Here is a 10,379-nt window from a genome sequence, read left to right as displayed (position 1 = left end):
CTTGGGCCGCGACATACTCCTTGTCTGGAATCTCAACTGTTACGCGGGCATATCCCACGGATTCATGAGCATCACCCCCATGCCATCGAAATCCTTAACGTTTCGCGTAACCAGTATCATGCGCCGGGTGAAGGCTACCGCAGCAATGTAGGCGTCATTGATCGGCTTGGGATCGGGAACATGCCATTTCGCTGCCTGAACGGCCGACGCCTCGTCCAGCGGCAGGATGCGGCCGGAAAATGCCGTGAGGACGATATTTTCCAGCCAGCCGCGCAGCACCTTGCCTGCGACTGCGTCATTATGTTCGACCAGCCGGACGCCAATCTCTAGCTCGTGCAGAACCACGGATGAAATAAAGCATTCGGCCGGATCGACTGTTTCGTTCCAGACCACGACATTGGGGTCGGCCTTGCCGCTCGCGACCTTGCGGAGCTCGGACACGACGTTGGTATCGAGCAACAGCATCAGGACAGGTCAACCGGCCTGGCATATTCAGTACGCTGCGGGAGCGGCAAATCAACGTCATCCCCACCTGGCGCGGCCAGCATATCACCGAGAGTCCGCATTTTGCCGGTAAGCCGCTTGTACTCATCGAACGACAAGAGGACGTGCGCGGGGCGTCCCCTGTCAGTGATGATCACAGGTCCTTCCTGTGCGGCCCGCTTCGCGCGCCCAAGATCCTGATTGAGTTCACGGCCTGAAAGCATGGTGACGGTCATGGTAAGCTCCAAAGTTCGTGATCTCGATATTTGTGGTTACGTAACTACATTTAATTCACGGAAGCCGGAAACGCAAGGGGAGCGGTGCAACGGCTCGTCTCTCAGAGTTTTGGGGCCACCGTTTTGATTACCACCGGGGTAAGATTTGAGAGGTTCAGGGACGGCAACGCCCACAAGTGCGGAAAGCCTTCGAAGCCACTGTCGTCGGGACGGCAGGCTTTGAAATCATGTCGACCCGAGCTTAGTGACTGAAATAAAGGCGCAGAGCAGTCGTCCCGCACTTGGCTGTAGGGCCACTTTTCAAAGACCCACCCACAGTTAACAAAATCGGGTCCGTTAATGTGAAGGGATACGAACTTTCAGTGCAACAGAAAAAGCGAGCTCGACCCGCGTTTGAAACTACGAACTTTTGAGGGGCTTGGGTTTGCAAACAGCGTCATGACCAGATGGGCGGTGATCCGATAAAGGCCTTGAGCCTCTCCGTGAACACTCGAACCTTCGCCGAGGGCTCATGGAGCGCGCGCAGGAGGTGGATGCCCGGAGGCTTGCCGTTCCACGCCTCGTCGTCCAGCGGAATGCGGATCAGTTCGCCTGCCTTGATCGATGGTCCTGACACCCAAGCCGGAAGAAGGGCGATCCCCATTCCAGCGATCGCTGCACTGTTCAATGCCTCGAAGTCGTCCGAGCGGAAGGCGACGCAGTCGCAGACCTTAACGCTGGCTGGGCTGCCCAGCAGATCCGACCAGCCCAGCAGATCATTGCCGTGAAGCTTGTCGAGCAGTCTGTGCCTTCCCAGGTCTTCTGATGACTGTGGCATCCCCAAGCGCTCGAGATAGACCGGGCTTGCGGCCAAGACCCGCGTTAGAGGCGCGATCTTTGTGGCGATCAGCGAGCTGTCTTGAAGCTCCCCCATGCGGATGACCAGATCGAGTCTTTCGGCCACGGGATCCGCGAGGCGCTCTGTCAGATCGAGTTCCACCCTAAGAGCTGGATATTCGAACATCAACGGACCCAGGATCGGAATGACGTATCGTTTGCCGAACGTCGGGAAACAGGCAATCCGCAGGGTGCCACCGACAGCACCGTCGAACGCGGCAACTTCGGCATGAGTGTCGGCCAGGTCATCGAGCAGACGCTGGGCACGGTCATAGAGATGCCGGCCGGCATCGGTCATGGAAAGGGCCCGGGTGGAACGAACCAGCAGTGGAACGCCAAGATCCTGCTCGAGTGCATCGATCTGTCGAACAATCGCCGAAGGGGTTACCGCACGCCGACGGGACGCAGCTGAAAAGCTCCCGGAGCGAACAACCTCGACATACACGGCCAGATGTTCGGCAAAGCGTGGATCTCTCATCTTTGCCTACAGCGCAAAACGGTTTCGAGCATTGAGGTCGTTATCACCAAAGAACATCCGGAGCACATTCCTTCTCGTCAACAGGGCGCTTGTCTAGCCCATCACTCAACAGAAGGAAGTCCCCCATGGTCAAGGTTCTCGACACAATTCTCTCGCAGTCGGCATATTCGGCCGAGATCGATGTCCCCTTCGAAAAGATCGATATCGCCGATTGGCTCTTCACGCTGCCGGAAGCCGAATATCTGCGCTGCTGCGCGCCGGATCATATCGCAGCCGGCATCACGTGGACGGATGATGGGCGCCGCATGTCGATCAACGTCGAACAGATCGGCTCCGGGCTGGTCGTCCAGCACTATGTCGCCGAGGTTGCCGAGGCTGCCTATTGCCGCATGAACTCCATCTCGGATGTGTTCACAGCGAACGGCCGCACGCAGGTCAACGTAGTCTGGGAACTGATCGCCGAGAAGATCGACGAAAACCGGACGCGTTACACCAATCGGGTGACCGCGCATCCGACGGATGCCTTCATGACCTTTTTGGAAGAGCACGGCGTCACTTACGAGGACGCGGCCGCCGCCCGGCAGGCGGCCGGTGGCGATCACAATCGACGCGAAACGCCGTTCTTCGCCGCAAGCATCGCACGCCGTGCTCTCGCCAGGTAAGGAAAAGACCAATGAAGGCGATCATCTTCGACGACTTTGGTGGGCCGGATGTGCTCCGGCTTGCCGAGGTTCCCTATCCCGAGCTCCGGTCGACCGACATCCTCGTGAAGGTCATGGCATCTGGCGTCAATCGGGCTGACCTCCTTCAGCGCGAAGGCCATTACGGCTCGCGCGCCTTTGGAGACAGCCCTATCCTCGGCCTCGAGGTCGCCGGAGAGGTCATCGCTGTCGGCAAAGCCGTCTCGAAGTTTTCCGTCGGCGACCGTGTAATGTCGATCGTTGGCGGCGGAGCCTATGCGGAAGTTGCCAGAGCAGACAGTGGCCTGTCCATCCACATACCAGGTGCTATGTCCTATGTAGAAGCGGCGGCTGTCATGGAGAGCTTCGTTACCGCCTACGAAGCTCTGTGCCATCTCGGCCAGATACGACTACAGGAGAGCGTGCTCGTCCATGCCGCCGCCGGTGGGATCGGATCTGCAGTGGTCCAGCTTGCAGTGGCGATGGGAGCCAGAGTGTTCGCAACCGCCTCCGACAGCAATATCGACAAGGTTCGTTCTCTTGGCGCCGAGGCTGTGTGGGATTACCACCGGCAGGATTTCGAGGCGGAGATCATCGATGCGACTGGATCCTGCGGCGCCGATCTAGTCATCGACTTCGTTGGCGGAAGCTATCTCGCCCGGAATATCCGCAGCCTTGCTGAAGGCGGGCGCCTTGTGCAGGTCGGGCTGCTGGGCCGGGACGACAACGCGATCATTCCGCTCGACACAGTGCTCTACAAGCACCTGAGGGTGATCGGGACGGTTATGAAGTCGCGCGCCATCGAGGAAAAGCGGGCAATGGTTCGGCGTTTTGCGGAGAACGCGCTACCGATGTTCGGAGACGGACGGCTTCGACCACTCGTCGGGGAAGTCTTTCCACTTGATAGAGCCGCAGATGCCCATCGTCGCATGGAAGCAGGTGGTGGGTTTGGGAAGGTGGTTCTTGAGGCGGGATGAACGGCGGGGAAGGGGTGAGCTCTTGATAAGGAATCGAACCGCTGTTTTCGTGTCGCATCCCATTGCAGCGCGACAACGAAGATGAGACGCGGATCTCAGCCAGATTGTCGCTCTACATCCCATATTCTCAATGGCTTAGGCATCCAATCCGGCATAGTCGGATTTATGGAACTTCTTCATTTTAGAGCAGGCCAAGGTCTTCCGACTGGAAAACAACTCGCTTTCACTCCGGGAAAACTCTTCGAGATGTTCTTCAGGCTCAGCAACGGCTGAACGTTGGACGCTTACAACGAAGAATTTCCAAGGATTGTAGAGACGCGCAATGATCCTGATCGGCAGGCCAGTTTTGCGCTGGATCAAAGTCGATATGTGCAAATCTGCTAGGCTCAACGCCTGACCGCTCGTGTCCAGACATCGATTGACAGTTGTTCCGCGGGCCTGAAGGAGAAGCATGATGGAAATCGGAGATACCAAGGGTGACCTAACAACGCGTAGCGGCTTTCACTTTCACGTTCGCGCCGCAGAGCCAAAAGATGAGGCAATCGTCGCTGATTTTTTCACTCACGTTACACCAGACGACGTCAGATTTCGTTTCCTATCCGGAATGAAATCCGTTTCCCATGAAAGGCTCGTTGAAATGACAAGCGCTAGTGATCCCAAGCGCGTCAATTTCCTTGCCTTTTCATCGGATCAGATTTTACTGGCCGTGGCGATGCTGGCGGTCGGCAAGGACACTCAACGCGGAGAGGTCGCGCTGACCATTCGTGAAGACTACAAGCATCAGGGTATAAGCTGGGAAATGCTGGCCCACATCTGCCGCTATGCAGAACGGCATAATTTCAAAAGCATCGAATCCATAGAAAGTCGCGAAAACCATGCTGCAATCGAGCTGGAGCGCGACATGGCCTTCCACGCCTATGATGACAAGGACGATCCTACGATCGTCGTGCTGCGGCGCGATTTTGGTCGGTGACTGTCGGTATTCATTATCTATACATGGTTGATCGCCGCCATCGGAAATTCGAGACCGAATTCCGCTCGGACGGTTGCGGGCTTGCTCCTTTGCTTTGATCCCGACCAGGGGTGACAATGCGATCGTCCGTCATTTGACGGTTGCTTCCGACGTGATGAGCTGAGAGCATGTCGCTGGTTGGGCGGTTTAAGTGCCGTATTCGTTTGCCTTGCATCCAATCGCCCTTGTGTGGTCAAATCTTGGGATCGAGGCAAAGACATGCGGAGTTCCATTGATAGGAACGATCGGACATGAAGAAGAGCGCCGGGATCCTAATGTACAAAAAGGCGCGAAGCAGCATATTCGTGCTGCTTGTCCATCCGGGCGGCCCCTTCTGGCGTAAGCGTGATGACGGTGCGTGGTCTATTCCCAAGGGTGAATACGGCGATGATGAGGCACCTGAAGCGGCCGCTCGACGGGAATTCATTGAGGAAACAGGCTGTGCAATTGAGGGCGCGCTACAGCCTCTTGGCGAATTGCGCCAGAAGAGCGGAAAGGTCGTCACCGCCTTTGCCCTTGAGGGAGTATTCGATACATCCTGCTTGCGCAGCAATCTATTTGAAATGGAGTGGCCGCCACGAAGTGGGCATGTCCAGTCCTCCCCGGAGATCGATCGTGCCGAATGGTTCTCTCTTTCCGAGGCAGGCCAAAAGATCATCGGTGGTCAACGCCCCTTCCTGGAAAGTCTGGAGAGATTGCTGGGCGCAGGCTTGCAATATGACGCCAAACAGACTGACGGCGGGTGATGCCGCATTGTAGCTGCGGCGAACTCCAGGACTGTCAGGCCACATTCTGGGTGCGGTGTCCAAGCCTGCAAAAAATGACAACCGCCTTGACCAGGATCAAGGTTTGTCGCCGCCGCCCGGTGTCCAGTGTCTCCCATAGACATCCTTGATCCTTGGGAGAAAACCATGACTTCGATCGGCATGAAGCTTGTCGCCTCGACCGAGCCGGTGGCGGTTAGCCGAAAATTGCGCCTGGGTTCGCTAACGGCATTGGTCATCGGCTCGATGATCGGCTCCGGCGTCTTTAGCCTGCCACAGAACATGGCGGCGGGCGCCGGTCCATTGGCCATCGCAATTGGCTGGGGGATCACGGCGATCGGCATGCTGGCGCTGGTCTTTGTGTATCAATCCCTGGCCACTCGCAAACCAAACCTGGATGTGGGGCCCTATGCCTATGCGAAAGCTGGATTTGGTCCATTTATCGGCTTTAACAGTGCGTGGGGCTACTGGCTGAGTGCATGGATCGGTAATGTTTCCTATGCGGTTATCGTCTTCAGCGCGCTATCCTATTTCTTCCCGTCCTTCGGCGATGGCAACACCTGGCAGGCGGTGCTCGGTGCATCGATCCTGCTGTGGTTGATCCACGCGCTTGTCCTCGCGGGCATCCGCCAAGCGGCGGTCGCGAACCTTATCGTCACCATCGCGAAGATCGCGCCGATTGTATTGTTCGTCGGGGTCGGCGCCGTCGCCTTCAAGCTGAATGTCTTCTCGCTCGATTTCACCGGCCTGGGCAATGCGAGCCTTGGCTCTATCACAACCCAGGTCAAGAGCACCATGCTGGTCACCCTTTGGGTGTTCATCGGCATAGAAGGTGCCAGTGTATTCTCGGCCAGGGCGGAACGGCGGAGCGATATTGCGACGGCAACGGTGCTCGGCTTTTTCACTTGCCTCGCATTCTACGCGCTCGTGTCCCTTCTTTCCCTCGGCATCCTCAACCAACCTGCGCTTGCCGCCCTGAAAAATCCGTCTATGGCCGGGGTGCTTGAGGCGGTGGTCGGTCACTGGGGTGCGGCTCTCATCAATATCGCGCTTGTCATCTCGGTGATCGGTGCCTTTCTAAGCTGGACGCTCCTCGCAGCTGAGATTCCATTTGCGGCGGCCAAGGACGGAACCATGCCGAAATTCCTCGCCTTGGAAAATGACCGTGGCGTCCCGTGGGCTTCGCTGCTGATTACCAATCTTCTTGTCCAGGCGTTCCTCGGCGTTACGCTCTTTGCTCACAGCACCTATCAGGCGTTGTTTTCCATCGCATCAACCGCGATCCTCGTGCCCTACATCCTCTCCGGCGCCTATGCTGCAAAGCTGGCCATATCAGGCGAAAGCTATGCACCGGGTGAGCAGCGAACGGCCCCAATGCTCGTCGGGATACTGGCAACGTTTTACGGGCTGTGGCTCGTCTATGCCGCCGGCCCGGCCTACCTGTTCATGTGTGCGATCCTCTATGCGCCGGGCATTCTCTTCTATGTTCTTGCCTGCCGAGAGTCGGGTCAAAAGCCCTTCCGTCTCTTCGAAGCCGTGCTTGCCGTCGTGCTTGTGGCGGTGGCCCTCCTTGCCGCCTACGAAATCTGGGCCGGCATCGTCAGCCCGTTTTGACAGGAAGCAGCGTCATGAATGTTCTCGGGGTTCATTCGGAAGTCGGTCGTCTCGGCGAAGTCATGGTTCACCGCCCTGACCTGAGCCTTCGGCGCCTGACACCGGACAATTGCAAGGCGTTGCTTTTCGACGACGTGCTTTGGGTCAAGCGTGCCCGCCAGGAGCACGACATCTTCGTCGATGCTTTGCGCGAACGCGGCGTCGTTGTGCAGTCGTTGGGCGAATTGCTCACGGAAACGATGGCTTTGCCCACGGCACGCCGCTGGCTGCTTGATCGCCGCGTCGAATCCGTCGTTGTCGGACATGACATGGTCGACGAACTGCGCGGCTGGCTGAACGAGATGCCAGCCGATCAGTTGGCAACCTACCTCGTCGGCGGCATTGCGCGTGCCGAATTGCCATTTGAGCCGCTTGGGCTCACTGGACGGACACTGGCGCCGCAGGATTTCGTCCTACCACCGCTGCCGAACCAACTCTTTACCCGTGACAGTTCCTGCTGGATCTATGGCGGCGTCTCGGTCAATGCCATGTATTGGCAGGCGCGACGGCCAGAAGCCGCGAATGTCGAAGCGATTTATCGCTTTCATCCTCGGTTCGACGCAGCCGACTTCACATTCGTCTCGCCTGAGAGCCCGGTCACTGGAACCAGTCTTGAAGGTGGCGACGTGATGCCAATTGGCAATGGTGTCGTCCTGGTCGGCATGGGTGAGCGCACCACTCCGCAGGCGGTCGGCACGCTTGCTCAAAATCTCTTTGCAAGCGGTATTGCAAAACGCGTCATCGCGGCCCTTATGCCGCGCGATCGCAGCTTCATGCATCTCGATACCGTCTTTACATTCTGCGACCGGGATCTGGTGACCATGTATCCTCCCGTCGTCGATCGCTTGCGGAGCTTCTCGCTGCGGCCGGGCGATGCTGAAGGTTCGGTGGATACCCGGGAGGAGACATCTCCTTTTACCGACGTGGTTGCGCAAGCGCTTGGACTGAAGGGCTTGCGTGTCGTTGCGACCGGCGGCGACCGCTATGAAGCCGAGCGCGAGCAGTGGGATGACGGCAACAATGTCATCGCCATCGAGCCCGGCGTTGTCATCGCCTACGACCGCAACGTCTATACCAATACGCTGCTGCGTCGTGCAGGTGTCGAGGTGATTACCATCGAAGGAGCAGAACTCAGCCGTGGCCGCGGTGGCGGTCATTGCATGACGTGCCCGATTGCTCGTGCCCCCCTTTAGTTGCAAAGGAACTTGTCATGCCCATCAATCTTCATGGTCGCAGCGTTCTGTCCCTCGATGATCTGGATGCCGAGGACATTCGTTATCTGCTGCGCCTTGCGGCCGATCTCAAGGCCGCAAAACTGGGCGGTTACGAAGTGCCGCGCCTGACGCGAAAGAACATCGCACTTATCTTCGAAAAGGACTCGACACGCACCCGAACCGGGTTCGAGGTGGCAGCTTATGACCAGGGCGCCCACGTCACCTACATGGGTCCCACCGGCAGCCATATCGGCCACAAGGAATCGATGAAGGATACCGCGCGCGTTCTCGGCCGCATTTATGACGCCATCGAATATCGCGGGTTCGCGCAGCGTGCAGTGGAGACGCTGAAAACCTATTCCGGCGTGCCCGTCTATAATGGGCTGACTGACGTTTCTCATCCGACGCAAATTCTCGCCGATCTCATGACCATGCGCGAATTCACCCACAAGCATCTGTCGGACATGGTCGTGGCCTTCCTTGGCGACGGGCGCGACAATGTGGCGATGTCGCTGGCGCTCGGCGCCGCCAAGGTGGGGATCGATTTTCGCCTCGTCTCGCCGACGGCTTTGTGGCCGGACCAAGCGTTTGTCGATCATGTGAAATCGGAGGCATGGAAGAGCGGCGGCAAGTTCGCTTTGATGGAACATGTTGGCTCAGGGGTACTGGGGGCCGATTTTGTCTATACGGACGTCTGGCTTTCAATGGGCGAGAGTGAATCTGCTTGGCAGGAGCGCATCGGGCTTCTTTCCCCCTTCCGGGTTACCGCCCAGGTGATCGAGGCGACCGAAAAGCCCTATGCGAAATTCATGCATTGTCTTCCAGCGTTTCACGACACCGAGACGGAAATCGGCGCCCGCATCGCTAAGGAATATGGCATTGATTGCATGGAGGTGACGGACGAGGTTTTCGAGTCTCATGCCTCCATTGTTTTCGATCAGGCCGAAAATCGCATGCATACGATCAAGGCCTTACTCGTCGCGACGATCGGAGGCTGACATGCTGATCGTTGCTGCGCTCGGCGGGAACGCACTATTGCGTCGCGGCGAGCCGATGACCGCTGAACATCAGCGCGCCAATATCCGGATCGCCGTTGCCGCCTTGGCTGATCTCATTCATGCCGGTCACTCTTTGGTCATCACTCATGGCAACGGTCCCCAGGTCGGGCTCCTTGCTCTGCAGGCAGAAGCCTCCAACGGCAATGGTTTTCCCTTGGATGTTCTGGGCGCCGAAACAGAGGGGATGATTGGCTATATGATCGAACAGGAGCTCGGAAATCTCCTGGAGAACAACCCAATTGCAACCTTGCTGACCATGGCGCGGGTGAAGGCGACCGATCCCGCCTTTTCACAACCGACCAAGTTCATCGGGCCGGTTTACGATGCGGCGACCGCGCGACGGCTCGCCAGAGAGCGCGGTTGGAGGATTGCGCCAGACGGTGAGAGCTGGCGGCGCGTCGTCGCCTCGCCAAAACCCTTGGCAATCGTCGAGGCGAAAACCATCGCCTTGCTAGTCAATCACGGCGTGACCGTCATTTGCACCGGCGGCGGAGGCATCCCCGTGATTGAGCAGGCTGATGGCAGACTTACCGGGATAGAAGCCGTGATCGACAAGGATGCCGCCAGTGCGCTGCTGGCAAGGCAGCTGAATGCCGACATGTTGCTGCTTCTGACAGATGTCGATGCAGTCTATCTGGACTACGGGACACCAAAGGCTCAAAGCTTGGGTCGCATTGCTCCGGAGACGTTATCTGACATGAGGTTCCCACCAGGCTCGATGGCGCCGAAGGTCGCCGCCGCGATCCGGTTCGCAAAAGAAATGGATAGACCGGCCGGCATCGGCAGGTTGGAGGACGCGGGCGCCATCGTCCGCGGCGAAAAAGGAACCGTGCTCGACCCACGTCTATCGGCAAAAGGTTGCAAAAGGCAGTAGGTATAAGCCGATTCATTCCGCATGCAAGATTCGATCTCCCGCGCGGCAACGATCAATATCGCGTGCGTCGACGC

12 protein-coding genes are annotated in these 10,379 nt (G+C 57.9%); 8 read left to right on the top strand and 4 right to left on the bottom strand.

The features are described 5' to 3' along the window. Positions 1 to 39: 39 nt before the first annotated feature. The 3 genes from DQ393_RS02280 to DQ393_RS02270 all read right to left on the bottom strand — a co-directional run bounded on the left by DQ393_RS02280 (position 40) and on the right by DQ393_RS02270 (position 2,073). A complete protein-coding gene (locus tag DQ393_RS02280; RefSeq protein ID WP_112340189.1) occupies positions 40 to 465 on the bottom strand; it encodes a type II toxin-antitoxin system VapC family toxin in 426 nt (141 codons plus the stop codon). Further along, complete coding sequence (locus DQ393_RS02275; RefSeq protein ID WP_112340188.1) at positions 465 to 719, bottom strand: type II toxin-antitoxin system Phd/YefM family antitoxin; 255 nt, start codon at positions 717 to 719, stop codon at positions 465 to 467. The genes DQ393_RS02280 and DQ393_RS02275 overlap by 1 nt, the downstream gene beginning before the upstream one ends. Positions 720 to 1,155: 436 nt before the next feature. Then, on the bottom strand, positions 1,156 to 2,073 hold the full coding sequence (locus tag DQ393_RS02270; protein WP_112340187.1) for a LysR family transcriptional regulator: 918 nt from the start codon (positions 2,071 to 2,073) through the stop codon (positions 1,156 to 1,158). Positions 2,074 to 2,198: 125 nt separating this feature from the next. Between DQ393_RS02270 and DQ393_RS02265 the strand changes: the two genes are divergently transcribed. Beyond that, complete coding sequence (locus DQ393_RS02265; RefSeq protein ID WP_112340186.1) at positions 2,199 to 2,735, top strand: hypothetical protein; 537 nt, start codon at positions 2,199 to 2,201, stop codon at positions 2,733 to 2,735. Between the two features lie 11 nt (positions 2,736 to 2,746). Continuing rightward, a complete protein-coding gene (locus tag DQ393_RS02260) occupies positions 2,747 to 3,730 on the top strand; it encodes an NAD(P)H-quinone oxidoreductase (protein ID WP_112340185.1) in 984 nt (327 codons plus the stop codon). A gap of 135 nt (positions 3,731 to 3,865) precedes the next feature. Here the strand turns inward: DQ393_RS02260 and DQ393_RS02255 are convergent, their stop codons facing one another. After that, on the bottom strand, positions 3,866 to 4,183 hold the full coding sequence (locus DQ393_RS02255) for a hypothetical protein (RefSeq protein ID WP_112340184.1): 318 nt from the start codon (positions 4,181 to 4,183) through the stop codon (positions 3,866 to 3,868). Here DQ393_RS02255 and DQ393_RS02250 point away from each other — a divergent pair. The 6 genes from DQ393_RS02250 to arcC all read left to right on the top strand — a co-directional run bounded on the left by DQ393_RS02250 (position 4,182) and on the right by arcC (position 10,305). After that, positions 4,182 to 4,703, top strand: coding sequence for a GNAT family N-acetyltransferase (locus DQ393_RS02250; protein ID WP_245430234.1), 522 nt, complete (start codon positions 4,182 to 4,184; stop codon positions 4,701 to 4,703). The two genes, DQ393_RS02255 and DQ393_RS02250, sit on opposite strands and share 2 nt — an antisense overlap. Positions 4,704 to 4,993: 290 nt before the next feature. Continuing rightward, complete coding sequence (locus DQ393_RS02245; RefSeq protein WP_112340182.1) at positions 4,994 to 5,488, top strand: NUDIX domain-containing protein; 495 nt, start codon at positions 4,994 to 4,996, stop codon at positions 5,486 to 5,488. A 165-nt stretch (positions 5,489 to 5,653) separates the two neighbouring features. After that, positions 5,654 to 7,120: an arginine-ornithine antiporter gene (gene arcD / locus DQ393_RS02240; protein ID WP_210209404.1), complete on the top strand. Its 1,467-nt coding sequence runs from the start codon at positions 5,654 to 5,656 to the stop codon at positions 7,118 to 7,120. Between the two features lie 14 nt (positions 7,121 to 7,134). Further along, complete coding sequence (locus DQ393_RS02235; RefSeq protein ID WP_112340181.1) at positions 7,135 to 8,352, top strand: arginine deiminase; 1,218 nt, start codon at positions 7,135 to 7,137, stop codon at positions 8,350 to 8,352. Between the two features lie 17 nt (positions 8,353 to 8,369). After that, positions 8,370 to 9,371: an ornithine carbamoyltransferase gene (argF, locus tag DQ393_RS02230; protein ID WP_112340180.1), complete on the top strand. Its 1,002-nt coding sequence runs from the start codon at positions 8,370 to 8,372 to the stop codon at positions 9,369 to 9,371. Between the two features lies 1 nt (position 9,372). Then, positions 9,373 to 10,305, top strand: a complete 933-nt coding sequence (arcC, locus tag DQ393_RS02225; protein WP_112340179.1) for a carbamate kinase — start codon at positions 9,373 to 9,375, stop codon at positions 10,303 to 10,305. Positions 10,306 to 10,379 lie beyond the last annotated feature (74 nt).

The sequence above is a fragment of the Martinezella tropici genome (assembly GCF_003287875.1).
In the GTDB taxonomy this organism is placed as follows: Bacteria; Pseudomonadota; Alphaproteobacteria; order Rhizobiales; family Rhizobiaceae; genus Rhizobium; species Rhizobium tropici_C.
This window is presented reverse-complemented; position numbering and strand designations above follow the sequence as displayed.

What these genes read in the sequence shown, in the direction of transcription:
- DQ393_RS02235 (WP_112340181.1), top strand. Translation starts at nt 7,135, where the DNA reads ATGAATGTTCTCGGGGTTCATTCGGAAGTCGGTCGTCTCGGCGAAGTC.
- DQ393_RS02265 (WP_112340186.1), top strand. Translation starts at nt 2,199, where the DNA reads ATGGTCAAGGTTCTCGACACAATTCTCTCGCAGTCGGCATATTCGGCC.
- DQ393_RS02260 (WP_112340185.1), top strand. Translation starts at nt 2,747, where the DNA reads ATGAAGGCGATCATCTTCGACGACTTTGGTGGGCCGGATGTGCTCCGG.
- DQ393_RS02250 (WP_245430234.1), top strand. Translation starts at nt 4,182, where the DNA reads ATGATGGAAATCGGAGATACCAAGGGTGACCTAACAACGCGTAGCGGC.
- argF (WP_112340180.1), top strand. Translation starts at nt 8,370, where the DNA reads ATGCCCATCAATCTTCATGGTCGCAGCGTTCTGTCCCTCGATGATCTG.
- DQ393_RS02280 (WP_112340189.1), bottom strand. Translation starts at nt 465, where the DNA reads ATGCTGTTGCTCGATACCAACGTCGTGTCCGAGCTCCGCAAGGTCGCG.
- DQ393_RS02270 (WP_112340187.1), bottom strand. Translation starts at nt 2,073, where the DNA reads ATGAGAGATCCACGCTTTGCCGAACATCTGGCCGTGTATGTCGAGGTT.
- DQ393_RS02245 (WP_112340182.1), top strand. Translation starts at nt 4,994, where the DNA reads ATGAAGAAGAGCGCCGGGATCCTAATGTACAAAAAGGCGCGAAGCAGC.
- DQ393_RS02275 (WP_112340188.1), bottom strand. Translation starts at nt 719, where the DNA reads ATGACCGTCACCATGCTTTCAGGCCGTGAACTCAATCAGGATCTTGGG.
- DQ393_RS02255 (WP_112340184.1), bottom strand. Translation starts at nt 4,183, where the DNA reads ATGCTTCTCCTTCAGGCCCGCGGAACAACTGTCAATCGATGTCTGGAC.
- arcC (WP_112340179.1), top strand. Translation starts at nt 9,373, where the DNA reads ATGCTGATCGTTGCTGCGCTCGGCGGGAACGCACTATTGCGTCGCGGC.
- arcD (WP_210209404.1), top strand. Translation starts at nt 5,654, where the DNA reads ATGACTTCGATCGGCATGAAGCTTGTCGCCTCGACCGAGCCGGTGGCG.